Raw genomic sequence first — 26,438 nt, forward strand, 5'->3', positions numbered from 1 at the left:
TCTCATACCTCCTATGTTCCTGTTATTTTCAATACCTGTGTTCGTGTAAGGTTTGTTTGAAATTCTAATTCGCTTAAAACAGGAAAATATCCTTCTTCAACAAACCTGCCACTTTAGTGCAATAAAAAACGGGCTGCTGTACCAACCCAATTGTTCGACAAAAGCATCCTTATTTGAAAATTAAAAATCCAAACGTGCGTACATTCTAGCCGATGAAGAAGGAGAAAATCTCACTTTATATTTAGTACCAAGTTCTTTCTTCACTTTCTCTGTTAGCTGTTTCCCCATTGTATTGTGTTTATTTTCCAATTTATTTCCACTTGGACGCAATGTATCTTTATTCCATTCAATCCATTCACCATACATCATTCCCCATCTCATAAGTTCTTCTTTTAAATCATCTGAAATAGGAACTTCATCAATATCAAAGTTACACCCACATAGATTGCACCAAATTGGGTCTGTATCAACATCACCTTCAACTTTTAAATCATATGTTTCTTTATTTTCACAAAAACATCTCATAACCCTACTCCTTTATGCCTCCGTTTTTAGAAAAGCTACCCGTTACTAAAAGAAGAACAACAAGGTTAGAGACGTAAACAAACTAAAAAACTTGGAGTACGGTCTTTAATTCACCGTTTTCATCATCAATAAATACATATACAGTTGCCTTATCATGAAAGAAATTATTTATGTTTTGCTGACAAAGAAAAGTTAATGGTTTTTTATTTATAATGAGCCATTCAGGGTTTTGTAACCAGCGAGGCGGTGTTGACGCATATTTAAACATTTCTTTTATTCTGTTCTTTAGCCATTTTTTTAGTTCGCTTTTCTTTAGTTGTGGAGCCTTAGATAATATCTCCTCATAAAAAAAGTCTTCATCAATATCTAACCAGCTAGGTTGGGTGTCCAGTATAAGGTTGTATTTTTCACTGTAAATGTTACTAGGAGTGAAGGTGATGACTTTCCTGGTTAAGTGCTGACATATTGCTCCGTGAATATTTAACTGACCACCTATGCGTTGCCATCCGTTTTTGATTCCATTTCTGTCCTGACCTTCTTGGAGAATAAAATCATAGGTATTGTCACCAATATAGGTATCTTTTTTGAGATTAGGATCATCTTTTAAAAATTCTTCAATAGAAGGATTATTTATAAAAATTGTTTTAAATTCTTCGATGGTCATTTTTCCTTCAACAAAATCGACAAGTATTTGTTCAGCAGACATCAAGTTTTATCTCCTTAAAATAAATTCGCTAGAGCATTTCTAAAAAAATCCTGACTAATATTATTCTCCACTCACACAATGAATCCTTCTTCCACTAACCTGCCACTTTAGTACAAGAAGCAAAAAGATCGCCGCAGCGATCTCCATCTTTAACTCTTGCCCCCTTTAGTTCAAGAACTTTTAAAATAATATTAAGACTATTTTCTTGATTTAACTTTATATCTGAGAACTGTTTTTAACTTTGCTGGTTCAACTTTTCTCGCATCTGAAAGATAAATTTCTCTATGTCTTAGAGTTGCTATTTCTAGATGATTCTCTTCTATGAATTCCTTCATTTTTTTAAAACTTTGTGGTTCATTATCGTAAGAGCCGATATGAAGTATTTGAACGGATAAACCATCTTTAATCGTATCAAATGATACTTCATCAAGTAGTGGGTTGGGTTTCTTTTTTCTTACGATTTCAAATGCTCTATCTACTATTTCTTTTGTTACAAAATCTGGTTGTCTAATCATAATAGTATATAATAACTCATCTTTATCAAGTGTATCTAACTTTCTTCCCTCTTCTGTTAGATCCCAGAGTCCTTCAAGTGGATATACTGTATATTCAAAATATCCTTCTGGAGTATATCCCTGCTTCGGCATCATTCTGATGGCATAAGCTAATGAAAAAAGAACTTCTATCCTTTTTGAAAATTCTTCACTATTTGGATTTCCTTTTCCCTTAACTGTAATAAATTTTTGTTCTGGAACTGTTACTAATTCAGGTTTTTGTTTCGGTATGTACAAATCCTTTTCTTGTTTTCTCCATTCATACTTCATATTTGCATCTCCTTTTTAAGTTGTAGGAATAATCTAAAATTTAATTCGGGTTGTTTACGTCAGTGGTCAAAGACGGAGCTAGGGCGCCGATCCATGTCGGCAGCCTATTCTTAGTTGGAGATTGAACTATCGTCTTGGTTAATACTAACATGCATAATTCGTTTAGCATTAAAGCCCCTTTCCACCTAATACTTGCAGTTTGTCTCGTTCCATACTGGAAATCAATGGTCTCCTCGTTGGATAAGCGTCTTCGTGATCTCAAGTGTCAGGGATGTTGCATGTGACGCCTCGTCTTTCCATATATCTGTGACCCAGATTGTATCCGAGACTTTATTCGAGATGCTTACTACGTACAATTCGCAGCCAGCGACTGGTTGCATGGAATCAGCAGCTTATTGCAAGTTGATGCTAATCAACGAAACAAGAAAATCGGGTGTCATACTTTGTCGGCTGGAATTCAATCACTTCGTATTCTGCGATGTTGTGCTTGTGGAATGGATCTTCGCGGATTATATATTCCACCTCGTCTCGGGTATTAACATGCATCAAAATAACTCCGCCAATCCTTGGGTTTCGTCTGCCTGAGAATATAAACTTCTTCTGGCTATAATACTTATCCAAAAATTGAACGTGATCGTCCAAATAATGTTCTACTTCTTCGAGAGGTTTGACATATTTCAGTAATGTTATAAACATTGAACATCTCCTCCATTTGTTTTGTGTAGCATTTACTTCTTATGAATTCATCATCGTTCTTCGTCAGTCATCTAAACTAGATCAGAGACCAGGTCAAGTCTTGACTATAGCCTAGTTAAAGTGCCGGTTGCCAGAACAATGCAAGGATACAATTGCTGATCGCTCGCCTGTTCCTGCTTTCGGTAATAAATGATTGGTTTCCTTCTTCTTAAGACCCCGTCAGCATCGTTGGGGGCTTTTCAATGTAAATAAGCCCGACAATTTCGCATAATAGTCCCCTGAGAGACGACCTACCGGCTTAAGGTTGGCTAAATCTATTTTCCCATCCTTGTATAGTGCATCTTCGATGTGCATTTTAACGACACGACCAATAACGAGGTTTGATGATCCGGCTCCTTCCCCAAATGCCAGCATGTTCTCCAACACACATTCCATTTGTATGGGACTTTCTTTAACTCGATACGGCATCACTTTCGAGCTGGGAATAGGTGTTAAGCCGGTCTCTTGAAACTCATCTATGTCGGGTGCAAATTCTATGGATGTTTCGTTCACTTTCGTTACAATGTCCTCTGTAACGATATTGACAACAAATTGTCCCGTCTCTTCAATGTTGCGTGTGGTATCTTTCTTCGTACCATCTTCGGGTCGAATGATGGGGGCAAAAGCTACCATAAATGGCCAAGGACATACGCCGCAAAAATTACTGAAAGGCGCAAGATTAGGAATACCTCCCTTTGATATCGTAGAGACCAAAGCAATCGGCCTAGGCAAAATAGAGCCTGTATATAATTTGTAGCTGTCTTTCCACGTAAGGTTTTCAGGGATAATTTCCACGCTGATTTCATCCTTTCTTGATTATCTCTTATATAATATTGATTGATCAATGACCTATACATTCAGATATCATGGCAATTCCTCCTAGACTGTTATGGCTGCAGTATACAAATTAGAGCCGACTCGAAGTCAAGGGGGGATTTTATAAGATTGGGATTCTAAATACTTGACTTCGATCTAGCTCTAAGGTGTACGATAACTTCAAACCAACATTACAAAGGAGGATGCATCCCATGCTCACCATTAGCCAAGTGTCAGAAAGGACGGGTTTAACCCCTTATACATTGCGTTATTACGAGAAAATTGGAGTTCTGAAGGGACCGAGTCGCAGAGAAGGTGGGGCACGGACCTACACCGAGAGCGAGGTTTCGTATATTCAGTGTTTGAATAATCTAAAGAAGTTAGGTCTATCACTTGAGGAGATCACAGAGTTTACTCGCGACGGTTGTGTGATGGAAAAAATACAGCTAGGGGAAGACCCTGCCAATTTTACTCCCACATTAAATAAGCGAACCGAAATACTTTCGAAATATCTGTTGGATCTGGAAGCCAAGCAGCAGGAATTAGATCACATGATTTCACTTACAAAAGAGAAGCTAGCCGTTTATCTCGAGCTTTCCAAAGGAAGTTACGAAGCTCCAATATAAGTATGGCCTTGAGCTTAATGAATTGCTCTACCTTGAAACTTGTCGCCACATAAGTTGCGACCCTTTGTGGTTCTCCCATAGGAGTGTTATAGCTTGTTTCATAGTATGGAATATGTTTTTTGAGACTTTCGCAGAGACAACTTTCTAGTTTTTTTTTAGTTTTTGAACAAGTCATTTAATTCTCCTAAATTTATTATTACGTCTATAATACATTCGTATTTTATTATTGCATACCTAAGATAGGAATTATTTCTTTATCATAGTAACCCTACTTAACATATACTTCTTTCTTCATTACTTTAATGTTATTTGTTGATTCTAGTTTTTCTTTCTTCCACTATCCTGTCCGTTACTTGAAGAAGAAACCGTTTTTCCAGTAATGCACCCGATAGTTTAAGTATATTCATTCACAATTTAACAATTATTGTGTTTAAGCTATCTATTCTTTTTAAGATTCTAGCGATATTATTTCTTTTCTTCAATTCCTACACTTTTTGCCCAAAATTCTAACCTTTGTCCCTCATCAAACTCTAAGTAAAAGTAGCCTTTTTCTCCTAAGCATTCTTCTAACTCACCATCAATTTCCACTCTTCCACGATACACATTATCAATTGTTAGGTTTTTTGAATTATTAACATTGAAAAACTCAAATTGTTTTAATTCAACATCAGTAAATATTAAGCTAAGACTGTTCCCATTTGCTTCTTGTTTAAAGTTGATGAATAAAACATCATCTTTTAATGCTACACTTTCACAATCGTAGTCATTGTGCAAATCGTAATAGTGATAGTCAAATTCATACTGGCAAAGATTCTCAAAAAGTTCTATTGATTTTGCTAATAACAAGACTATCATCTCCTTTTGAAATGTCCTTCTTATTTCTTGTTTATTTCTAAGGATAATTATAACATTCTTATTCAACTATCCTGCCACGTTAGTTGAACAAGGAAAGAAGTAATTTAAAAAAATGATTTCTATTTAAATAGTACCTAAAATACATTTAATAAATTTAACCTTAACCCGAAATCAAAATGTAATTTTTCTGTCACCGTAATACAGTTGTTGTTAAGAATGTGAAAGTATAAACTTTACTTACTATTTGAGGAGTGATTAAGCTGAAAACAGTAACCGTGGATGAACTACAATTCAAGAAAAAATTATCTATGATTGAGCAATTTACACTCAAAGATTTCCTATTTAAATGGGTTGGTAGACCAACAGAAGGATTAGATGATTTTCTACCACTTTAGTACATAGAAAGTGTCTTTCCGAGGATGGAGGCAAAACAGGTAACAACCTTACTCATTAATGGGAATGAACATTTCAGATATGCGACAATAACAGAAGAAAATCAAATTGTTATAGGTGTTTTAGATTCGAATAAAGAGTTAAAGCATAGAATCATTTCTCTGGATGAGGTTTTAATAGGAAAGCACTTGTAAGGTGCTTTCCTATTAACTTTTCTCTGCCCAATTTGTATACTTTCCCATAAAGTTTTTACTTAATTCTTCAGTTTAATTATTAAGGCTTCTCTTCACCATCCTCCTCCATTAGTCAATAAGAGAAAGCCTCCAAGAAATAGCAGCTGGGTCTTCAAGTATTGCACCCATTAGTTGAAGAAGAAAATGCATTTTTTATCTGAATTCCCTTATAGAGGTTTAAAGTTTTCATCTTTTAGAAAACCCTCAACACTTGGATTTACAACATTATTCTTAAACCTCACTTCACTTACTCCATACAATTTGAAATTCCTTTGTGCTTGTCTTAAAGATAATTCATTAGCCCCACCTTCATAATCTGGGTCCTCATTCTGTACGAAATCATCTTCCCAAAAACAAACTTTACAAATTTCATAGCTGTCCCTAGTGCCTTCTTTTAGGGTTTTATATCCACAACATTGGCAATTAAACAGTTCCATTATTTCACCAGTCCAATCTCCCTTTTACTAAATTATATCAACGATTATTCAACTAATCTGCCCGTTAGCACAAAAAGAAAAGCTGCCCCGATGACAGCCACGATTTTAAACTCTTGCACCCTATAGTTGAATAAGAAAATAGCGAAAACAAGCTTATTATGAGTTAAATAAAATAATAAATAAAATATCAATTACCACGGTAAGAATTAAAGAAATAAGCTTACTCCACCATTTTTCTTTAGAGAATATAAAGATTACAGCAGCAATCGTAAAAAACAACCACTTTGATGCAATTACACTAAAGTGGAATGTATTGGGTAAGATAACAATAGTTGAATAAAGCACTACTGCTAAAATTAATGAATTAATGATAATCCTTAACGCCACCAAAAAAATCACACTACCTTTGTTGTTGAACTCAAGCACCCGTTAGTGTAAGTACAATATTTCACAATCTAATTTATTTAATTTTTAACCAATCGTTTCTCCCACCGTTTAAATGAACGGGATAGTTCCTCTTCATTACCCTCACCTTTAGAATACCTGACCGATAAGTTATACACTGCGGATAAAACATCATACATTGATTTTTCCCCACCAAATATAAAATCAGATATTGCAGGCTTATTAACATAGGAAATATTTTTAGGATTTGTGACAAACCCCCATTTTGCCGTATGATTATTTTTTATAAATGTTTCTCCTAAATAAATACCTATATCTTGAGATATTGCAGTTAAAAGAACACTTAATTTTGGGTCATCAATATAATCGTAAATAAACGAACCTTCATTTGGTAATTCATCCTTTGATACATCCCGCCCTAATATTTGTTGGGAGTATACATTTATTATTCTTGTAAACCACACCCAGACTTTATTTAGTGATTCAAGGGTAAAATCAAGTTCCGTTTTATTTAATCCTTCCAATTCATAAAGCATTTTAAGTAGATTTATTCTTTCAGGGATTTTACTTATAAACCATTCAAACACTAATTTTGTTTCCTTCTTCGATAACTTAGAGAAATTATCAAATTTTATTGGTGGTTCCATTAAGTAATATTCCATTTCTTTTCACCTTCATTTTTTCTCTAATTAACTATAAGTTCTGTAAGGAGTAAAAATATCCTTCTTGAACTAACCTGAACTTTTAGTTCAAAAAGAAAAAGCTGCCTCGGCGACAGCTCCGATCTTTAACTCTTGCACCCGTTAGCGTAAGTACATTATTTCACAATCTTCATTTTAAAAACAAGATTGCAAATATAATTATCACTAAATAGGTTAACAATACAAAAAACATCCGTTTAAATGTTTTTCTCCAATTATTTTTCATCTTTTCTGTCGAATTTCTATAAGAAATAAAGATACATATTGGAAACAAGGAAAAAAATAATATCATCCCATATAAGAAGATTGGTCCTGCATAGGCTATATGATAATAAGTCATAACACATCCGACAGTTCCTGAATACAGCCAAATTACAAATATTAGTAGTCCCCATTTATGTGGGAATGGTACTTTCACAGTAATTATAAAAAAAATAGAAGCACCTATAAAAAGAATCAATGCAGCTATTAAGGGAGGTTGATGGGGAATATACATTTTTTCACCCCTGATAAAAGGAAATTAGGAACAATTGATGATTTATCATAAGATAAATATTTTAACTAAGAATATATTCTATATCCTTCTTCAATAAACCTGCCCATTACTTCAATAAGGAAAAATCGATCTTCGTTATTGAAGGATCGCACCCATTAGCCATCCATGAAACAGGGCTTCACCACAGAAAATGTAAGAAAAAATCGTTCTTACATTGTAGTTTGAATTACACCAAAAAGATTGAATTTTAGCCAATCTCTTCAAAAGCACTATATAATGTTTATTCAAAGTTAATTAGGAGAATTCATGATTATGTGATACACTTTGTTTACCATTTGATTTACTGTTTCATATGCCCCACTCATTCGTGAGTGGGTTTCCTTGCTTTTAAGATAAATAAAAAAACAGACTCTATAAAGAGCCTGCTTGAGTTGTTTTTCTTATTAAGCTCTACGCACGTTAGCTGCTTGAGCTCCACGTTGACCTTGTTCAACATCGAAAGTCACAGCTTGACCTTCTTCTAAAGTTTTGAAACCCTCGCCTTGAATAGCTGAGAAATGAACAAATACGTCTTCTCCACCTTCACGTTCGATGAATCCGAAACCTTTTTCGCTGTTAAACCATTTCACTTTACCATTTTCCATTTTTTGTTTCCTCCTAGTGCGTAAACACACACATTGTGTTACTATCCTTGCTCTCAGTGATCATGAAGACGAAAAGTTCTACTAATACTATCCTTTACACCGAACAAAAATAATTCTTATGTATCTTAACATTTTCCAAAAGTGTTTGCAAGAAGACAATAAAGAGCGACCATTTTAACAACTCATGAATTTATTCATCTGTTATTGCCTTCTTTGATTGTTCTTATTCAAGTAAAGCTACCCGTTAGCTTAAGTGCATTTCTTCACAATCTTATTTAAATATACTCCACTAAATAGTGGAGCTTACATCATTTGTGAATTAATCAGTTATAAGAAAGTCAGTTACTAAACAAGCTACATCTCCATTTTCATCCAGACCCCAAAAACTTGGGTAACTACCATCTCCCCAGCCACTAGAGAACATTGAAATGCTTGCTTTTTCTTTAATTGTGGTAACTAACCAACTTCTTGTATCTTTGTATGTCTTATCAAACTCGTCTTCAAATTCGAGATAAATATAATAATCTGAATTCTCATTTTGTCGTTCTTCTTCATAAGCAAGAAGAGTATTCAGCGTTTTCTTATCCATAAAACTTCCAGTTCCGGAGTCAACTCCATAACCAAAAAATTCGTCATCTTCCAGCTCATCTATCCCCTGTCCATGTTGCAATGCCATCTCCCAAGTATTAACTTTATTTTCGTTGAATTTAATTATTGCAAAAGCAATACGTTCATCTTCATTTTTATATCGAATAATGTTCAAAAGAACTGGATATTTTCCAGATGTAACTTGTTTGGTAAAAGGTTCTTCTTCCATTCCGATAAAAGGGTCACAAGCTACTATTTGTCCACTTGGTAGTTCTATTTCTCCAATTTTTTCACAAAAAATTTCGCTTTCTTCTGGCATTGTCCTTTTTTCTCCATCATTAAACAACAAAAATTCAGGGTTAATTTTATACACCATTTAGCCCGCCTCTCAAAAGTTTTTCATTTTATTTGCTATATTTTTTAAACAATTTGCTCCTTTAATAAAAAATGTATTTGTTTATTATAGAAGTCGAGTAGAAGGGAGCCTTTTTACCTTACGGTAAATTGAACTCCACCCCCCTCACAGAACCGTGCTTACACTATTAATGCACACGGCTCCTCCTAATTATCATTTACAGAATGTAGCTAATTTCTTTTCTTAAATCATATATATTCACTTTTATTCTTGGTGAAGGTAGTGGATATTTATTAAGAAAGAGTCTGAATTTATCCCATATAAAGGATTTCCTTTGACTTCTTCTATTGAGCCATTTAAACAGTAAGTTTTCGATTTTGTCTTTGAAGTTGTTAACATTTTGGGTATTATCAGTGATGCAATAATAGTTGTAATAACCTATAAGTGAACGTTTAAATCTATCCATAATCATATGAATATCTTTATTTCTATTATTCTTCAGCCATTCTTTTGTTTCTTTTATTTTGCCTTGGACTTTCTTCCTGCTTGATTTCCGTTTCACACGACCACAGTAGTGTGTGAAACCAAGAAAATCAAAGGTTACTGGTTTACTTCTCCCCTGTTGATTTGCATTTTTCTCTGCAAACCTTCCGAAGGGAATAATTTTGGTTTTATCCTCAGCTATTTCTAAATTAAATTTCTTTAATCTCAACTTTAATGAATGAAAGAATTGCTGGGCTTCACTTTTATATTGAAAACAACAAACAAAATCATCTGCGTATCTCACTATGTATGCTTGTCCCTTGCACTGTTTCCTAACCCTTTTCTCAAACCATAGGTCGAGGACATAATGGAGGTATACATTGGCTAATATCGGAGATATTACTCCACCTTGCGGTGTGCCATTGTCTGTTTTATATTTCTTTCCTTCCTCCATGTATCCACCTTTAAGAAACCTACCAATTATTCTTAGTAGGTTAGGGTCAGCGATTCGTAGTTTTAAGAACTCCATCATCCATGTGTGGTCAACGTTGTCAAAGAATCCTTTAATATCTACATCTACTACATAATTTACTGACCTCTTTTCAATATAGTAGTTCAGTATTTTCAAAGCATCGTGGCAATTGCGATTTGGGCGGAATCCAAATGAGCAATCTAGAAAGTCATTTTCATAGATGGTATTTAGTATCTTCGTAATGCATTTTTGAACAATCTTATCTTCATGTTCCGGAATTCCCAATGGTTTTTTCTTGTTTGAATTGAGTTTTGGAATATACATTCTCCTTACTGGAACAGGACGATAACTTTTGCTTTTGAGCCTACTTACTAAATCCTCTATGTTTTCTTCTAAACTCTCACCGTATTGCTCTTTGGTTGTACCGTTAATCCCAGCTGCTTTCTTGTTGGGTAGTTCAAGATGACATTGAACTAATGCTTTCTTATTTAATAGATGTGCAAGAGATGTAAATTTCATTTTAGGTTCAGATTTTGCTAATTCTGCTATCCTTAGTAGTTTTGTTTCCATTTATTATACCTACCTCTGTGTGTAGTAAATGTGTCCCTAGTAAGGGTGATAACTGGTAGCTAGCCTTTCCTCCATCGGCATTACCCAACTTCATTGGTACTACGCTGCTATCCGACTCCCTACACGGCATTTGGTTTCCTTGCTTGTTATCGCTTGTAGACCATACTCTTCTAAAAAAAAGAAAAGACCGATAGGGTCTCCCGAGTTGCCGTATCATATCAATGTATAACGTGCCAAGGTCTCTGACTCCAGAGAGGTTTTACCCTTCTTGCCTTTAACGAAAGATAAAATGTAGCTTTCTGCTGTGCGTAAGGCATCAGCCCTCTCGATCTACTAACATTATGGAGCTCAATCCCTTCAACCACTTGGCTTTCGGCCCGCCGTCGGGTAGAAAACAGGCGCGCGCAGTTGTTTAAAACCCACGTTTCCAGTAGCCCCCCTACGATCCCGGACGGTCGAATTTCCCGAGTCCGGTTCTGACCTTGGATTAATCACCTACAACGCCTTCCCAATTAACCGTAGGTTTAAATGTCGGTACACATATTCCCCCATCAGTTAACGGTTTACCTGTAAGCTAGTTAGAATATTGATATTAGCTCTGAGTCTTTATCTTTTCTAACATTCCAAGTGCCCAGAGGTCCTTCGCTTTATCATAGGTGTTACCTAGATAAAAGTGTAATTTCCTTACACTTAGAAAGGCATTACCCTCCCCTCTTAGCTACTACGACCTCATGCGCCAGTCCTAAATCATCTTGCCATCTTCTATTGTGCCTCATATATGACAAGTCTTTATTGATTAGTACCTTCTCAATTTGAAGTAGGACCTTCCCGTCGTTATCTCTAAGAATCTTTCCACAGATGCCAGAACCCGTACCCCGGCTGCTCTTACGGTGCTATTGACCGTTTCTTCCCGTAAGACATCGGTCTTCCCTCGTTAGATAAAGGTCGACGCAAGGCAAATTATCCCTCCAACAGTTTCTTTGAGGGGCGTAGATTTCGGGATTGCAGTATTCGTTAAATCCTTCTGGCCTCCGTGTTTGCTCGCCACACAGACTGTTCCGACCTTATTCCCTCTGTGTAGAATAGGCCGCCGTGACTTTTACTTCCAAGCAGAACGCAGTTCGTTACCTCCCCACGCATTGGATATGCTAGTCATCCGAATCGGTCAATTGATGACAGGAGACTTTCACTCCATAAGATTCTCAGCCTTGACGGCTGCTCCACCTAACTGTCTACGCTTAAAGACTAAAGTTACCTTTAGCCCTCCAAGACTCGCTACGAGCGAATGGCTAGTTCTTACTCGACGGGAATCCCACCCGCTATATGATACGACCTAAGCTCGGCCGCACACGCACCCGTTAGCCATACATGAAGCCCAAAAAACTCGTAATAAGCACCAATATACAAGTAGACCAATTTATTAATTGCATATATTTTCTTTTACTTTTTTCCTCTAATACATCTTTGAATAAATCTAGTTTTAAGATTAATGTATTTATTATTAACCACCAGGTTAAAAAAATAAGCACACATATTACTAGAAATTTAACCCCCTTTTCTATTCCTCCTATGTATTTCAATAAAAATAAAATTATCATTGTTAAATTAAAAGCTATTTTAAAACTTTGTTCTTTAAGAAATTCTCTGATAGTCATTGTTTGTTTCATTTATATCACCTAATTTTTTATAACGTTCATTTTATTATATCAACTGAGTAAGTATTTGTAATTTTGGGGAATTGTCCCTTCTTATTGTACTAACCTGCCTCTTTACTTCAATAAGAAAAAAACATCCCTTATTAAAGGAATGCACCAGTTAGCTTATTTCACAATGTTATTATATTTTTTTTCTTTATACCTTTTTATCGCATAGAAACTCAAGTAAAATATCACTACATAAATAACCCATCCAAGAATACTGCCGCTATGAATATTAATACCATTAGCACGAAGACACGCTAAAGTTAAAACTGAAAGAACAACAGAAATTAGTGAAGAAATTAATACATCTTTAGAAGTCATATCCTTCTTGGTTGGTTCCCCTTTTTCAAAAAAAAATTCTAAAATTCGCATTAGCATTAATTACACCGCCTTTATTTAAAATAGCTTTAATAAATCCAATCCTTTTTATATTCTTAATTCCCATTATATTGCATTTTTGGCTTTTTAAAAATTAATATTATTGTCAAATTACTTACTATCTTTATTCAACTAGCCTGCCCGTTAGTGCAATAAAAAAGGATCGCCGCAGCCATCCCAATCTTAAGACAGCTGTTCTTTTACATTTAACACAACATATGATAAAATGTTATTAGAATTTTCTGAATAATGGAACGTTCATTGTTCCATTAAAGGGCAGTTTAATAGCTATATACAACACACCGCAAATGAATTTTGACCAAGGGATTATCTATTAAAGGGATTAAATTGGAGGGAATAGAAAATGGATGTAAGGACACTTTTGTTACAGCAATGGGCAAGTTGCTTAGATCAAGAAGACTGGTTTCCACCACTTGAAAAAGTGCTAGAGGATATCACTTTTGAACAGGCAATTTGGAAACCAGTTGAGGGGGCACATTCCATTTGGGAATTAGTTTGTCATTTGCTTTTCTTTGAAAAAAGAATTCTGTTACGATTTCTTGGTGAAACAACAAATGAACCAAAGGCAGAAAATAATGACGCTACATATCGATTACCAACTGAGACGTCTCAAAATTGGCAGAAAACAAAACAAGAATACTTTTATGTTCATCGTGAACTAGAAAAAATACTAGCAACATCAGAACTAGAAGATTTGTATAGAGAGATCCCTGAAGACAATCCATTAGTGATTGAACTGAAGAGTTTAGCAATGCACGACGCCTATCATATTGGCCAAATTGTATTCCTTAGTAAAATGCAAGGAGCTTGGGCAGCAAAACGCAGTTTTTAAAAAGATTTATTAGCTTTACAGTTATTCCATTATAGGGGGCTTTAAAGGAATAAGAACGGGAACGTCCGATTTGGACGTTCACATATTTTATACCTAACAAACAACAATAATATTTAACAAAACCTATTAAAGTAATCAGTTAAACCTTCTTCTCTCATATTTAACTTCTTCCTAAACTATCCTGCCCGTTACTTTAATAAGAAAGAGCATTTTCCTTGTTCTAGTGTTGCACTTGGTAGTGTCAGTAAATGACTGGTTAATGTAGTTTTTAACAAAACCAATTTATACTAGTTGCGGTTTTATAATCCTCTTCAAACACTCCGTATTTTACAATACCAATAACGTTTTAGATTTTTTGGATTTTTTACACAATTTTAACATCATGAATAAAACAAATAATGGTATAATTTTTGAAAAGGCTTACAATCGCTGAAGTTTGAGGTGAATAGATAATGGATTTCTATGAAAAGTTACCTGTTGATTTTTTAATTCATTTTTATAATGAAATTATTAAAAATATTGAAAAAGATATTCTTACAAAAAATATGTATTATGAATTAGGCATAATTATTTCTGTTGCTAATCGGAGAGGAATTTCCTTAGACCATCCTTCTGATTTTAATGAAGTGATTAATCAGAAAGTCTTAAATGATTTATTACAATCGGGACAAGTTGGTACAGGGGGGTGTTCTCAGATTGCCTAAACCTTATAATTTTATAATTTCAAAAAATGTACTTCTATTAATAAAAACTGACTTTAAATAATAAAAATAGGTGCTACCAGATAAGGTAACACCTTTTTTATGCCCAAATTTTTAGTTAAAGCACCCGATAGTTTAAGTACATTTTTTCACAAACTTCATTATTAAAAAAAGGCTGTTTGCGCAAAGTTTGTTGTTTTTAAAAAGAAGGCTCTGTTAAAGAACATAGTTGAAATTTAATATATATGTATAATATGGTAAAAGAAACAAATGGATAGATTATTTTAATTAAGTGAAACCTTGTTTTTTTAATAGAGGAGGTCAATTTTATGAAAAAGAAAAGATTTACATTTAGATTTGGATTTGGAATCAGTTGTTTAGCAATAGGTGTATTAGGATTAATACAAGAACTTCATAAAGGTATATTTTCGCCATTCAATAACATAGTCCAATATATTTTTGATATTCTAATTGGGTTATATCTATTTTTACCTAAATTACCTCTTATAAGATTTGTATCTGGAATCGTTTTTTTATCATTAGGTGTTTTGGTGGTAATACAAGAACTTCATAAAGGTGTATTTCTAATTTTTGACACATCGATTTTTTCGATTCTAATCGGAATCTATCTATTTTTATCCACATTTTTTCAAAGGAAAGAGAACAATTATTCTCAATGAGATTATCAACATTTAAATTTAACAGAGCCAAAAAGAAAAGGCTGTTTTCGTTAATATTGTTGCATTATGCCTTATAAAAAATGTTAAAAAAATAGTAGAATTCAACTATTATTAATGGAATAAATTAGGTGTCGTAGGAATGCGGGTTGGAGGGGGTTCGAGTAGCAGGACATTAATATTTCTGAATAAAAATTGTTATCCTAAAGAAGGCAATTCACCCAATTGGGGAGTTGCCTTCTATTGTTATGTGCCCTTATTTTAAGTTACCTGGCACTGATTTCATAATTTTCCCAGTATTATTGTTGTTAACTGGAGATATCGCTGGACGTAATACGCGCATTTTACTCACCTCCTTCACCATGGTTAATTGTTAGTGAAACCAGCTATTAAAAGTTTTTATTACAACTATTTTTCCATATTAAATTTAATACTTTTTTAATATTTCGTTTTTCGTAGGGGCAAGGTCTTTCCCCAGTACGCATCCGATATAATGGACAATGATTGCCTTGGCATGCAGGACGGTAGAAGCAGGATTGGCAAACTGCATCTGTTTCCTCTCCTGAAGTTACCCAACTAGCGATTTTATCATAATCAAGTTCTAGACTGCCATCTTCATGTATTTTTCCGACCTTATTAAATTCTTCATTTAGAGAGAGGGTACACTTGTACAATTGCCCATCAGAACCGATAACTAATGAGTGTGGTTTTGCTGCATAGCAGACCGATGCAGAGGGCATTAATGACGTAGTTATCATGGGGCTCATACTTAATCCTTGTGTTACAGCTTCATCAGTTAGCTCCCAAATCTTTTTGTTAGCCATTGTGCGGCTACAAACAGGGAGGTCATCATCGTTTTTTCCACCCCATCTTCCAACCGGTTGAAACATGATTCCGAAGCGCTTATCCCCTGCAAAATGTTCTTTTAAGAACTTGGTTAATTTGGATGCTTCTTGTAAATTACTTTCATCAAAATTTGTTCGAATGGTGATATCAAATTTATCTGAGACTTCTTTTATTGCGATTAGATTACTGATGATTTTATCAAATGATTTACCACCACCTGATAAATGCCTTCGGCCATCATGTACCTCCCCAACTCCATCAATCGTTATCATAAATTGGTTAATATTCCAAGATAGCAATCTTTGAAAAACATCTTTTGTTAATAAATAGCCATTTGTAACAAGATCACAAGAGTAATGTATATTGTTTTCCTGTGCAATTGATAAAAAAGAATTGGAAAGTTCCTCAATAACATCTAATGAAATTAATGGTTCACCGCCAAACCAACTAATATGTAAGTTAGATAAATTTGTTGCCTTTTCTTGTATGAATGCTTTAATACCATTTATTGTTTTACGATTCATTTTTCCACGTTCGAACGTTTCATAACAATACGTACAGCGGAAATTGCAGGATTCGGTTGGTAAAAGCACAAGGTGCATTATATCTGTTCGATGTAACGACTGGTGAAGAAATTGTGCCCTTCTCTTTTCATCAACAATGCTAGAGACAAAAAAACCATTATTAAATAATTCTTTTTGTATTTCGTTTTCTAAGATCTCTGTACCAGCCCTTTTTAAAGAAGTTAAGACAGCATCTTTTTCTTCATCTGAAAAATAAGCAACGGCACCAGTATAACTATTAAATAGTACAACTCCATTGTCATCTGTATGTGATAGAGCATTAAATCTAGATGGAACATATCGACTATTTTTTTCCATGCTTATTCAAACCTCCTTTGAACATAGTTTGATAGTCAATAACAATTATAAGAATTAAAATAAAAGTATCAAGTGAGATGCATCACAAATTGGGGGATAGATTGTTAATAAGGATTGATTGAATTTATTGATAATCCAATTTTATTTTTAAGGGGGTGCGGAAAATGAATATTAAGTTTTTTCATTCATTGGAAGGGGAAAATATCTACTTCAAAGCAATAAGTATGGATGATGCACAAGAGATACATAAATATGCGTCAGATAAAGAGGTTTCACGATTTATTGTGATAACATATAAAAACCAGCAAAATGGAGTATTCGATGCAGTAACAGAATAATTAAATGAAGAATTAAATGAAGAATTAAAAAGTCTTATTTTAGAAGGTAAAAAAATTCAAGCAATTAAAAGATTCTAAATGGTTACTGGACTTAGTTTAAAGGAATCTAAAGAATACATTGATTCTTTAAATAATAATGATACAAAGAAGTAATTGAAATTTTCTATTAAGGTAACGGCATTGACTCTTTTGTATAAGCTGTTTTCTAAAAGATTGTTGCTACAGGTAAAATTATTTTAGAAAACAATAGAAAAATATAACATCTAATGTACAATTGTCGTAAAGAAAGTTATATCGGAGGTGATTGTAGTGAAACAAAATCAAAATTTCTTTAAAAAAGCTTTTATAGAATCCATTATTCTAACATTAAGTGCCTTATTAGGCGTAATAGTTTTTTGTGTTTATACAAAATCTCCAGTGCCTAATCTATTATCCTTTATTATCGGTGGTTTTTGTGGATGCTTTTTTGTGGAGTTTATATTTTTTTGCCTAATGAATAAGAAAGCTCTTCTTAAAATTCAATTACAATTTCTCCTTCTCCTTTTGGAACCTCGAATTCATTAAGGAAGGATGTTAATATTTCCTCTGTTATTGGAAAAGCAGCATTTGCATCAAACCGGTTACTTCTCATCTTTAGACGTTCACGCAGATCATTAGGATTAACTTTCAAATAAATAAGACGCCATTTACCTCCAGCAGTTTCAATTAGCTGCTTATATTCAACCCTTTCAGACTGTCTCCAAAAACTAGAATCAACCACTACTTGTTGCTTATTAAGAATTAACTTTACTAGTTTATCACGCAATCTTAAATGTGCTTTATCCAAATACTCCCTATATTTTTCAATCGGATAATCTATTCCGTATCGACCATTAGTAGACCAGACTTCTTCATCTATAGAAAGACGTACAAACCCCGCCTTTTCTAACTTTTGTGAGAAGGTAGTTTTTCCAGAACCTGCTATTCCACACATCATTACAACTAAAGGGTCTAAGTCATCTTTTTCACGATTAAGTTTTTCTAAGACATTTTTTTCAAGCACCCATATTCCCCCCTTATAATGATCCTATCCCCAAAATTATTAAGATATTCTGTGCTCCCTTATAATATTCCTTCTATCAATAACCTGTTTCGTTAGTGGAAAAGAGACTGTTAAAATTGAACAATCGCACCCGTTTGTTTAAGTACATTTTTTCACAATCTTACATTTTTTAGATTTAAGTAAGGTCGTACCACCTTTAGTTCAATAAGAAAAAACGACCGCCGCATCATCATCAGGTTACCTACTTGCCGAAAACGCATAATTAACTCAAGTCCTTCCCCATTTGTTCAATAAAAACCTTATTGAACAGTACCTTTTCCAATATAAGCGTAAGTTGCTACATCAGCATATACAAGCATAATGTTAGGTTGACCAATAAAGGTTGTAGGAAAAACAATTTTATATACTTCTTTTCCTACATATGATTTATCTTTAATCCAAAACGCCATTTCTTTTGTTAAAACGTCTTTAGACATCACCTTTGCGTCTTTCCAAGTCCCTTTAATTCGTTCTTTATCTGCTGTTGGTAACTGACTCCAGACAACTTCCCTAACATCTTTTGAAGGGGCTTTACTTTGTTTATTGTAACTCAATGCTGTACTTTGGTTTGAACAAGAAATCAGAATTAGAGAAGCAATTATTGAAGCTATAAATAGAATTGACTTTTTCATAAACGACACCTCCGCTTATTAACTATAAACGAATGTTTTACTAATTTTTTCCATAATATACATTTGAATTCAAAAAGACTTAAACTTTGTAGTGAAAGATTATTGAGCTAAACTGCCACGTTAGTCGAATAAGAAAAAGGCTGCCGAAACAGCCTTACTTTCTTGAACTCAAGCCACCCTTTAGTTTAAGTGAAAATATTCACAATCTTTTTTTACCTTAACAAAATCTAATCCCTTAATGTGTAGGGGCATATCAAAAAGACGCTTTCTTACTAAAGAAAAGCGCCCTTTAATTGAATAACCATGTACTTAAACAGTCCATATAGCCCTTGAAGGTACACTGCTTTCTTAACGACTTTTTTATTACTCAACAACACCTTTTAACCTTGTATCATTCAATAATAACGAACTCCAAGGGTTCGTTCCCTTTCGCAGGACTCCAAATAGCACAAAGGGACAAGCCCTTGACCTCATCGCTGCCAACGATGCGCTATCCTACCTTGGTTAGTTACACGACTTTGAATATGCAACTTTGATTATAAACATATTGGATTAAGAAAGACCAGAGATTACTTACTATATAGCTTGAGCGAGTCTGCAAGTTAGAAGACAATTAGGACATCTTATCTCTGTTACTGAAGCTGCTAACCATCGGATTGTTTTGTTTTCATAGTTGTGCCCAGTATGATCAGGACAACATAGATTACGATGGCAATCGAATCTATAAACGTATCCGTAAGAGCCGAAACGTCAAGTAATGCTGTTACGCCAAGAATGACCATCAGTCGGACGATCAGTATCGCCACGATCATCCATGCGGCAAACCGGATCTTCGAACGATCACTTTGGAATGACATGGAAATGAATGTGATGCCGAAGACCAGATTTTCCGCCGTTATAATGTGCCATACATACGTGAATACCGTACGGGTATCCATGGACATCGCTTTAATGTCGAGCATCGGCAGCATAACGGATTGGCCGTTCCATGCATGCGTGACGGCAAACAGCATCGCAAGAACGCCTGCAATCAGATAATAAAAATTCCTAACCTTGATGTTGATCACAACCCTCCTTGGAAATTCCCGGTTCATTCACTCGGATATCCTTGTAAAGCTCGCGGACGAATTCTGCCAACCGTTGGTCGCTTTCATTATTAAGGTCCCTTAACGTTTCGGCTGCCATGTTGAGCAGCCGACTGACCTTTTCCAGATGGTTAATCTTCTTGCGCGTTTCTGCGTTTTTAGCATCGAGGAACGCAGCAACCTCTTCGCAGTAGGCGGAATCAATATTTTCCATCTTATGGAAACCAAATTTCCCCTTTATTTCGTCTAGAGAAAAGTCCGCATACCGCATGATCTGAATATTCATCAAGTCTATGAGGTCGTCCTTCGAATACATGCGGTACCGATTGTCTTTCCGGGACGGCGAAACGATCCCAATCCGGTCATAATACCGAAGTGTATCCTTGGACATCCCAAGTATCCGCGAAACCTCTTGTATAGAATAAAGTTTTTCCATGAATCCAGAATAGCATTTGAGTTGACTCCAATGTCAAGTCGTTTTTGACTTTTTTCTCGATATGTGAGCTCTAACGTGCGGATGAAGTGAACAGACGGCCATTGAGAAGCTTGTTTGCGAACCATGTTGCTTTAAATAAAGTTTGATCAAAAATTCTTCAAAAACCGGCATTTTACGAAAAAAGATTGATAAAAGTGGATTCTTTTCCACTGGATTTAAGTTTGGTTTTTATATAAAGCTCAATCATTTTTTATTCTTGTGTTACTCAACAAAATGGCCCGATTGTTGAAGATCATTGCAAAACCTAATTGAACTAAATTGCCCTATAGTTGAATAAGAAAAAGGGATCGCCGTAGCTATCCCATCTTTAACATAAGCACCCTTTCGTTAAAGAAGAAACTATCAATACTTAACTATATTTAGCCATTGACCATCGGGACCAACGGTTATATGAGAAACCTTATTTAATTGAAACATTTTGTAAATGTCCAAATTCTTCTTGGATAATTTACTTAATTGTTCTGATACATCAGTCTCGGAAAAAATCAGATAATCCATTGTAGTAGACCGTAAATAAAATTCATAAATATATCGTTTTTGATTGTCTTTCACAACCCATATAGCCCATTTCCCTTGGAAAAGTTCGTGGTAACGGGAATTTATTAAATTCAATAAAGTTATTTGAAAGTTCATTTAATAGGTCTTGTTCATTTTCAGGAATAATCGCATAGATATAACAATCTTGCTTGTAAATGCTATTGATTATGCTAACAAACTCTTGTTCATCAATTTCTTCATCGAGTAATATTTCCTCTTTTTTCGGAATGCTTCTCAATGCCCAATCACCCCTTTTTTATGATTATACAATTAGACTGTAACCTACCAGTTAGCACAATAAGAAAAGCTGCCTCAATGACAGCTTTGATCTTCAACTCTTGCACCCGTTAGTTGAAGAAGGATTAAGTGCAGATGAGGATGAATATAAATAATAGTCAATATGTAAAGGGGATTACGCTTATGAAAAATATTTTTAATCATTTGCATACAGAGGAAATTTTAAACCGTATAGACAAGTTAAATCCGAATTCACAACCGCAATGGGGAAGAATGGATGTTGCTCAAATGCTAGCACATTGCTCATCGTTCCAAGATATAGCAATGGGGAATTCTTTTCCCCCGAGAGGTTGGTTAGGGAGATTAATAGGGAGATTAATAGGAAGATTTGTAAAACCAATTTTGTACAATGACAAGCCGATACCTCACAATATGTCCACTATTCCGACCATTTTGATAACAGATAAAAAAGAATTTGATACAGAAAGAGAAAAACTGAAACAAAAAATTATTGCATTTCAAAATGATGGACCAGAGAAATGTACAACTCATCCACATCCTTTTTTCGGCAAACTTAGCTCCGAGGAATGGGGGAAAGGAATTTATAAGCACCTTGATCATCATTTAAAGCAGTTTGGAGTTTAGTCATCTAAATCCCAATTTTGTCCATCAGAATTTAAATGGTACTGCTCCCCTGTAAAATAGTGTACGACGAAAAAAGGAGATTACAACTTTGCTATTGCACTAACCTGCCACGTTAGCTGAAAAAGAAAAAAGCGAACTCCTTTAAAGGAGCTCGCACACGTTGGTTCACTAAATAATTGTATTTATTCAGTATTCGCTATATTTCGGTTAAGTGACTTTAACTATTGCTCGTGGGGTCATTTTCAACATCCGTTTTTTTTGTACCTTTACTTATATAAGGTTTTTCACTCTTTTTTTTGTTTGAACTAGCTTGCCAACGATTCCACCCCTTCTTGTCCGTTCCTCTCCCTGTTCCACCTTTTCCTTTAGCTTTACTCATAAAATCACCCCATTATTATTCTAGATTGAGTTACCTATCTGGTTAGTTTTAATCATTTTACTCGGTTATTAACCAAGCATTTTGCAATAAATAACATCCTTCCAGTCACCCATACTATTGTGTAGAAACATTAACCTAATATCGACTTCACGGAGTTTCCTTTTTTCACCAAACTGCACGTTAGCACAATAAGAGAAAGCGAACCAAAGTTATTGAAGCATCGCACCTGATTTGCTTCTGTCTGTTTCTATGTTGCCAACAGAGTTTTTCTCTTTGTAAAAAAAACAAAGAAATTAGGAAATCCACAATTTATATGCTACACTTGGTTTACCATTTGATTTACTGTTTTCAAGTACCCTGCTCATTATTGAGTAGGGTTATTTGTTTTTTTAAGAAAAATAAAAAAACAGACTCTAAAAAAGAGTCTGTCCATGTTTGGCATAATAATTAAGCCTTACGAACGTTAGCTGCTTGTGCTCCACGTTGACCTTGCTCAACATCAAAAGTCACTTCTTGACCTTCTTCTAATGATTTGTACCCTTCGCCTTGGATAGCTGAGAAATGAACGAATACGTCTTCTCCACCTTCACGTTCGATGAATCCGAAGCCTTTTTCGCCATTAAACCATTTTACTTTACCTTTTTCCATGTTTGTTGCCTCCTAGTGTGTTAGCACACACAATGTATTACTATCCTTGCTCTCAGTGATCATCAAGACGAAAAGTTTTACTAATGCTATCCTTTACACCGAACAAAAATAATTCATATTTAGAATAGCATTCTTTGAAATTGTTTGCAAGGAACCCTAATTCTTTACCTTAAGCTACCCTTTAATGGAATAAAAATGATATGTCTGAATCCTAAGATCACTTAATTGTACTTAAACTAACGCTACCCTTTACTTTAAGTACAATTTTTCACAATCCTTTTAGTAAACCGAAATAGTAAAAAGTTAGGATTTCAAACTACATTAAGGGGACAATTTCGATTTTTCAATGTTTCTATTTAAAAAGGATCACGATTGAATCCATTATCGCTTCATATCCAATTTGAATATATATTTTATTGGAAGTAGGATTATTAAGATCAGTGTATAGACTTGTTGTTTTATAACCTCGATCTAACAATGATTGAGTGAATGCTGAAACACAATCAGCAGCATATCCCTTTTTTCTTTCACTAATCGGTGTGTAAACATAGCTGATTGTAATATTATTTTGGGTTGGACGTGTAGCATAAGCCATAGAAACCAATTCTCCGTTCACTACCCACGCAACGAAATTCCCTTTATTTATCATTATTTTAGCTCTTTTATCTGCTTCATCTAAACTTATAGGTTGGTTGGTTTCATAGCAAAATAGATATACCCATTCTTTTATTGTGCGATGATCCTTTTCTATAATTCTCCGAAGCATTCCATTTGTATTGGCTTTTTTCACAACTTTTTCTAGTTTATAAATTTTTTGGTCCATTATGACACTTGCTTGAATCCCTTTTAACTTCGAAATATACATAGCTAAATCAGTAGTTAATTTTTTTTCACCAATAAAGCCCGGTATTTCTTGAATTGTGTTACTCAACTTTTCTCCTATAACGTGTATTTCCTTGGACGTAAAAGAAACTGATTTTGATAAGATTATTTGACTTGGATGTGTTTGTAGTAAGACCAACCCAATGTCGTTGTGTTTTCCTACCGTTGCCATTAAAAGAGGACTATCCTCAATTTCACTTAGAGAAAGCAAGACACCTAAAATTAAATTGTTTTCAGCTTCAAATTTTTCTAAGAAATAAATCACATCTTTCTTAAATAATGTCAAATCATCATACTTTACAAGTTTTATCAAACAAACCATCCCCTTTGGGTAGTTCTTGAAAGTTTAAAAAGAATTTCTAAAATATAAATACGCTTGAAAAACTAATTTATCCTTAACAATAAATAGTTAATATGAAATCTTTATTATACTAATCTGCCAGTTAGTTGAACAAGCAAATGGCGATGCCTCTTTTAAGCATCGCCCTATTAGTTGAAGAAAGGATAATTATTTCTTAGCTAATGGTTTCCAATTTATATCCCTTGCTTCTTCGATAGTTGGTTTTCTTACATTCTTTATAAATCTTTCTTCAATAGCTCCAAAGCTCAGAAAATTCTTTTGACTATCCCTTAATTTTAGTTCGTTTGCACCACCCCAATAGTCAACATCTTCTGCTTGAACATAATCATCATGCCAAAAACAAACTTTACATATAATGTCCGTTCCAGGAGGTTTCTCGTCTAAAGCCTTATAACCACAACAAGGGCAAGGATACTTTTTCATTTATCTTCACTCACTTCATACTAATACTTCTTACTACTAAGAAATTCTTATTCATAACTTAAAATTACTACATTTTCATTTGGATTCCTTCTTACACTAAACTACCCGTTACTTCAATAAAAAAATGCGTCTCCACTTATTGTGGAAACACCCCGTTGATTAAGACTTATCTTCATTCTCTGTATAAGTAACCTCCATTACTAAATTTATGATTATTATCGACTTTGTCTAAATAGCCATTTATTTGAATACGCGGATCATCTATTCTGAGCAATGATTTATCTCCCATGCCTTCCAACGGCATAAATGCTTTTAATGTAATCGTTTCTCCTGGTTGAATATCTAATTTGTTTCCCTTAACTTCAACTTTATATTCGTTACTTTTAATAACATTTGTTGTAGTTATTATTGGATAAGAAACAAATACATTATTTTGCTTAATAACAAAATCACTGCCATTAATCAGTTTTATGGAGTATACAATAACTCCTTCCATTGTTTGTTTTTCAATAAATCCCCATTGAATTTTATTTACTTCGTTTGGGGAAATTGCTACTTTATTTTCATTAACACACCCTGCTAGTAATGCTAAGGTTAACAACATTACAGACAAATATTTAATTTTCAAAATAAACCAGCCCCTCATTTACATTTTATTGCTATTTTATCATAAAAAATCCATTTTTAGTTTTTTTAGTCAAAAACCCTTTATTCAACTAACCTGCCACTTTAGTGCAATAAGAAAAGCTGCCAAAATGACAGCTTTATCTGCAACTCTTGCACCCGTTACTTGAATAAGAACTTTTATTGAAGTCCATATTTTAGTATCTGTTGTCTGATAACCTCGTTGCCAAATGTGAACCATATTAAAAGTAATAAAACTATAACGCCCATCACCAGACTAAACCAAGCAAAATATTTATTTTCCTTATTTATTATAGGGTATAGAACAATTAGCAATGCCCCAAAAGCTAGAGTAATTATTACTGAAAGTTGTCCAGTTAATGTTTCAAAAACCATATACTCCCCCCTTATCCATAGTAATATTTTAACATTATTTTCTAATTTCTTGTTGAACTATTCTGCCCATTTAGTTCAATAAGAAAAGCAGCCAAAATGACAGCTGCATATCAACTATAACAATATAAATATACATTAAATATTTAGAAGGGGTAGCGTTCCAATGATAAAACTAAGTCTTTAAGCTCCTCTAATTCTTCGTCAATCCAATTGTTCCGTTTAGCAATCCTAAGTACCTTATTCGAAACGGAAAGTAAACTCTCTCTAAGCTCACTAATATTGCATACGACCGTAATCTCTTTCCGACGTTCCGCACTAAAGAAAAAGGTCATTTCTACAATATTTGTTTCTATCTTCTTTCCCAAAACAATAGGAGTCCCATCCATAAAGTCAAACTCAAAAGTTTTTCCAGCATCAGAAATAATTAATCCCTTAAGAGACTTTATCCACCAAGAAAGAATGATTACCACAAAATCTGACCATCTATGGTCAGGAAAGAAACGATGGTAATCAATTGAGAAATATATATTCCCTATAATATGATTTTCTTTTTCTAATGACTCCAAATCAACCTCAATTGAAACGTTCTGTACCATATGATCATTCCTTATACTCTAGGCTATCTTTTTAGAATTCGCCTTCTGATTAAGATTTCCTTCTTGCACTAACCTGCCACGTTAACTCAATAAGAAAAAGCCCCTAAAAAAGCAACTTGATTCTCAACTCTAGCACCCGTTCGCTTAATTACATTATTTCACAAACCTTTTAAAAAGA

35 protein-coding genes are annotated in these 26,438 nt (G+C 34.2%); 7 read left to right on the top strand and 28 right to left on the bottom strand.

The genetic code is table 11. The features are described 5' to 3' along the window. Window positions 1–180 precede the first annotated feature (180 nt). The 6 genes from BN1082_RS16130 to BN1082_RS16150 all read right to left on the bottom strand — a co-directional run bounded on the left by BN1082_RS16130 (window position 181) and on the right by BN1082_RS16150 (window position 3,585). Window positions 181–525 (bottom strand): hypothetical protein, encoded by a 345-nt coding sequence (locus BN1082_RS16130; RefSeq protein ID WP_090635723.1) that lies wholly within the window; start codon window positions 523–525, stop codon window positions 181–183. A gap of 82 nt (window positions 526–607) precedes the next feature. Next, on the bottom strand, window positions 608–1,231 hold the full coding sequence (locus BN1082_RS16135) for a hypothetical protein (protein ID WP_090635726.1): 624 nt from the start codon (window positions 1,229–1,231) through the stop codon (window positions 608–610). A 197-nt stretch (window positions 1,232–1,428) separates the two neighbouring features. Continuing rightward, complete coding sequence (locus BN1082_RS16140) at window positions 1,429–2,055, bottom strand: GyrI-like domain-containing protein (RefSeq protein ID WP_090635728.1); 627 nt, start codon at window positions 2,053–2,055, stop codon at window positions 1,429–1,431. A gap of 40 nt (window positions 2,056–2,095) precedes the next feature. Beyond that, on the bottom strand, window positions 2,096–2,317 hold the full coding sequence (locus tag BN1082_RS27675) for a hypothetical protein (RefSeq protein ID WP_176699831.1): 222 nt from the start codon (window positions 2,315–2,317) through the stop codon (window positions 2,096–2,098). A gap of 146 nt (window positions 2,318–2,463) precedes the next feature. Further along, window positions 2,464–2,751 (bottom strand): YciI family protein, encoded by a 288-nt coding sequence (locus tag BN1082_RS16145; protein WP_090635731.1) that lies wholly within the window; start codon window positions 2,749–2,751, stop codon window positions 2,464–2,466. 219 nt (window positions 2,752–2,970) lie between these two features. Next, window positions 2,971–3,585 (bottom strand): flavin reductase family protein, encoded by a 615-nt coding sequence (locus BN1082_RS16150; RefSeq protein WP_090635734.1) that lies wholly within the window; start codon window positions 3,583–3,585, stop codon window positions 2,971–2,973. A 233-nt stretch (window positions 3,586–3,818) separates the two neighbouring features. On the opposite strand from BN1082_RS16150, the gene BN1082_RS16155 reads away from it, so the two are divergent. Next, window positions 3,819–4,232: a MerR family transcriptional regulator gene (locus BN1082_RS16155; protein WP_090635736.1), complete on the top strand. Its 414-nt coding sequence runs from the start codon at window positions 3,819–3,821 to the stop codon at window positions 4,230–4,232. Here BN1082_RS16155 and BN1082_RS29015 read toward each other — a convergent pair. Continuing rightward, window positions 4,168–4,407: a hypothetical protein gene (locus tag BN1082_RS29015; protein WP_483814925.1), complete on the bottom strand. Its 240-nt coding sequence runs from the start codon at window positions 4,405–4,407 to the stop codon at window positions 4,168–4,170. The genes BN1082_RS16155 and BN1082_RS29015 overlap by 65 nt on opposite strands. 290 nt (window positions 4,408–4,697) lie before the next feature. Then, complete coding sequence (locus tag BN1082_RS16160) at window positions 4,698–5,078, bottom strand: hypothetical protein (RefSeq protein ID WP_090635739.1); 381 nt, start codon at window positions 5,076–5,078, stop codon at window positions 4,698–4,700. Between the two features lie 428 nt (window positions 5,079–5,506). Here BN1082_RS16160 and BN1082_RS27680 point away from each other — a divergent pair, with 428 nt between their 5' ends. Then, complete coding sequence (locus BN1082_RS27680) at window positions 5,507–5,674, top strand: hypothetical protein (RefSeq protein WP_176699832.1); 168 nt, start codon at window positions 5,507–5,509, stop codon at window positions 5,672–5,674. Window positions 5,675–5,880: 206 nt separating this feature from the next. Here BN1082_RS27680 and BN1082_RS16165 read toward each other — a convergent pair whose 3' ends face one another. From BN1082_RS16165 to BN1082_RS16205, 7 genes are all read right to left on the bottom strand, one after another. Beyond that, window positions 5,881–6,150 carry a CPCC family cysteine-rich protein gene (locus BN1082_RS16165; protein ID WP_090635742.1) on the bottom strand — a complete coding sequence of 90 codons (270 nt, stop codon included), beginning with the start codon at window positions 6,148–6,150 and terminating at the stop codon, window positions 5,881–5,883. Between the two features lie 464 nt (window positions 6,151–6,614). Next, on the bottom strand, window positions 6,615–7,217 hold the full coding sequence (locus tag BN1082_RS16175; RefSeq protein WP_090635748.1) for a hypothetical protein: 603 nt from the start codon (window positions 7,215–7,217) through the stop codon (window positions 6,615–6,617). A 978-nt stretch (window positions 7,218–8,195) separates the two neighbouring features. Beyond that, window positions 8,196–8,396, bottom strand: coding sequence for a cold-shock protein (locus BN1082_RS16185; protein ID WP_090635754.1), 201 nt, complete (start codon window positions 8,394–8,396; stop codon window positions 8,196–8,198). Window positions 8,397–8,715: 319 nt separating this feature from the next. Then, complete coding sequence (locus BN1082_RS16190; RefSeq protein ID WP_090635756.1) at window positions 8,716–9,360, bottom strand: DUF4241 domain-containing protein; 645 nt, start codon at window positions 9,358–9,360, stop codon at window positions 8,716–8,718. A 196-nt stretch (window positions 9,361–9,556) separates the two neighbouring features. Continuing rightward, complete coding sequence (gene ltrA / locus BN1082_RS16195; protein ID WP_090635759.1) at window positions 9,557–10,864, bottom strand: group II intron reverse transcriptase/maturase; 1,308 nt, start codon at window positions 10,862–10,864, stop codon at window positions 9,557–9,559. A 1,358-nt stretch (window positions 10,865–12,222) separates the two neighbouring features. Further along, window positions 12,223–12,531: a hypothetical protein gene (locus BN1082_RS16200; protein ID WP_090635762.1), complete on the bottom strand. Its 309-nt coding sequence runs from the start codon at window positions 12,529–12,531 to the stop codon at window positions 12,223–12,225. A gap of 153 nt (window positions 12,532–12,684) precedes the next feature. Further along, window positions 12,685–12,942 (bottom strand): hypothetical protein, encoded by a 258-nt coding sequence (locus BN1082_RS16205; RefSeq protein WP_090635764.1) that lies wholly within the window; start codon window positions 12,940–12,942, stop codon window positions 12,685–12,687. Between the two features lie 364 nt (window positions 12,943–13,306). On the opposite strand from BN1082_RS16205, the gene BN1082_RS16210 reads away from it, so the two are divergent. The 3 genes from BN1082_RS16210 to BN1082_RS16220 all read left to right on the top strand — a co-directional run bounded on the left by BN1082_RS16210 (window position 13,307) and on the right by BN1082_RS16220 (window position 15,176). Beyond that, window positions 13,307–13,795 (top strand): DinB family protein, encoded by a 489-nt coding sequence (locus tag BN1082_RS16210; RefSeq protein ID WP_090635767.1) that lies wholly within the window; start codon window positions 13,307–13,309, stop codon window positions 13,793–13,795. Window positions 13,796–14,247: 452 nt separating this feature from the next. Then, a complete protein-coding gene (locus BN1082_RS16215) occupies window positions 14,248–14,499 on the top strand; it encodes a hypothetical protein (protein WP_090635250.1) in 252 nt (83 codons plus the stop codon). A 326-nt stretch (window positions 14,500–14,825) separates the two neighbouring features. Next, the gene (locus BN1082_RS16220; protein ID WP_090635770.1) at window positions 14,826–15,176 is read left to right on the top strand and encodes a DUF308 domain-containing protein; all 351 of its coding nucleotides are present in this window, start codon (window positions 14,826–14,828) and stop codon (window positions 15,174–15,176) included. Between the two features lie 386 nt (window positions 15,177–15,562). On the opposite strand, the gene BN1082_RS16225 is transcribed toward BN1082_RS16220, so the two are convergent. Beyond that, window positions 15,563–16,900, bottom strand: a complete 1,338-nt coding sequence (locus BN1082_RS16225) for a radical SAM/SPASM domain-containing protein (protein WP_090635773.1) — start codon at window positions 16,898–16,900, stop codon at window positions 15,563–15,565. Between the two features lie 164 nt (window positions 16,901–17,064). Here BN1082_RS16225 and BN1082_RS16230 point away from each other — a divergent pair, with 164 nt between their 5' ends. Next, on the top strand, window positions 17,065–17,238 hold the full coding sequence (locus BN1082_RS16230; protein ID WP_245640459.1) for a hypothetical protein: 174 nt from the start codon (window positions 17,065–17,067) through the stop codon (window positions 17,236–17,238). A 511-nt stretch (window positions 17,239–17,749) separates the two neighbouring features. On the opposite strand, the gene BN1082_RS16235 is transcribed toward BN1082_RS16230, so the two are convergent. From BN1082_RS16235 to BN1082_RS16255, 5 genes are all read right to left on the bottom strand, one after another. Continuing rightward, complete coding sequence (locus BN1082_RS16235; RefSeq protein ID WP_090636547.1) at window positions 17,750–18,214, bottom strand: P-loop nucleotide/nucleoside kinase family protein; 465 nt, start codon at window positions 18,212–18,214, stop codon at window positions 17,750–17,752. 365 nt (window positions 18,215–18,579) lie between these two features. Beyond that, entirely contained in the window at window positions 18,580–18,951 is a 372-nt protein-coding gene (locus tag BN1082_RS16240) for a hypothetical protein (protein ID WP_090635775.1), read from the bottom strand. Between the two features lie 644 nt (window positions 18,952–19,595). Next, window positions 19,596–20,018 (bottom strand): hypothetical protein, encoded by a 423-nt coding sequence (locus tag BN1082_RS16245; protein WP_176699833.1) that lies wholly within the window; start codon window positions 20,016–20,018, stop codon window positions 19,596–19,598. After that, window positions 19,999–20,472 (bottom strand): MerR family transcriptional regulator, encoded by a 474-nt coding sequence (locus BN1082_RS16250; RefSeq protein ID WP_090635777.1) that lies wholly within the window; start codon window positions 20,470–20,472, stop codon window positions 19,999–20,001. The genes BN1082_RS16245 and BN1082_RS16250 overlap by 20 nt, the downstream gene beginning before the upstream one ends. 580 nt (window positions 20,473–21,052) lie before the next feature. Next, on the bottom strand, window positions 21,053–21,307 hold the full coding sequence (locus BN1082_RS16255; protein ID WP_090635780.1) for a hypothetical protein: 255 nt from the start codon (window positions 21,305–21,307) through the stop codon (window positions 21,053–21,055). Between the two features lie 182 nt (window positions 21,308–21,489). On the opposite strand from BN1082_RS16255, the gene BN1082_RS16260 reads away from it, so the two are divergent. Then, a complete protein-coding gene (locus BN1082_RS16260) occupies window positions 21,490–21,951 on the top strand; it encodes a DUF1569 domain-containing protein (protein ID WP_090635782.1) in 462 nt (153 codons plus the stop codon). A 217-nt stretch (window positions 21,952–22,168) separates the two neighbouring features. Here the strand turns inward: BN1082_RS16260 and BN1082_RS16265 are convergent, their stop codons facing one another. The 7 genes from BN1082_RS16265 to BN1082_RS16295 all read right to left on the bottom strand — a co-directional run bounded on the left by BN1082_RS16265 (window position 22,169) and on the right by BN1082_RS16295 (window position 26,260). Next, a complete protein-coding gene (locus BN1082_RS16265) occupies window positions 22,169–22,330 on the bottom strand; it encodes a DUF3934 domain-containing protein (protein ID WP_090635785.1) in 162 nt (53 codons plus the stop codon). A gap of 447 nt (window positions 22,331–22,777) precedes the next feature. Beyond that, window positions 22,778–22,978 (bottom strand): cold-shock protein, encoded by a 201-nt coding sequence (locus BN1082_RS16270; protein ID WP_066399688.1) that lies wholly within the window; start codon window positions 22,976–22,978, stop codon window positions 22,778–22,780. A gap of 352 nt (window positions 22,979–23,330) precedes the next feature. Next, window positions 23,331–24,173 (bottom strand): GNAT family N-acetyltransferase, encoded by an 843-nt coding sequence (locus BN1082_RS16275; protein WP_176699834.1) that lies wholly within the window; start codon window positions 24,171–24,173, stop codon window positions 23,331–23,333. 195 nt (window positions 24,174–24,368) lie between these two features. Further along, window positions 24,369–24,644: a CPCC family cysteine-rich protein gene (locus BN1082_RS16280; RefSeq protein ID WP_090635790.1), complete on the bottom strand. Its 276-nt coding sequence runs from the start codon at window positions 24,642–24,644 to the stop codon at window positions 24,369–24,371. Between the two features lie 172 nt (window positions 24,645–24,816). Continuing rightward, window positions 24,817–25,272, bottom strand: a complete 456-nt coding sequence (locus tag BN1082_RS16285) for a hypothetical protein (protein WP_090635793.1) — start codon at window positions 25,270–25,272, stop codon at window positions 24,817–24,819. Window positions 25,273–25,356: 84 nt separating this feature from the next. Next, window positions 25,357–25,509, bottom strand: a complete 153-nt coding sequence (locus BN1082_RS27685) for a hypothetical protein (protein ID WP_176699835.1) — start codon at window positions 25,507–25,509, stop codon at window positions 25,357–25,359. A 298-nt stretch (window positions 25,510–25,807) separates the two neighbouring features. Further along, a complete protein-coding gene (locus BN1082_RS16295) occupies window positions 25,808–26,260 on the bottom strand; it encodes a hypothetical protein (RefSeq protein ID WP_090635798.1) in 453 nt (150 codons plus the stop codon). Window positions 26,261–26,438 lie beyond the last annotated feature (178 nt).

It is taken from the genome of Neobacillus massiliamazoniensis, from assembly GCF_001048695.1.
Taxonomy (GTDB): Bacteria; Bacillota; Bacilli; order Bacillales; family Cytobacillaceae; genus Neobacillus; species Neobacillus massiliamazoniensis.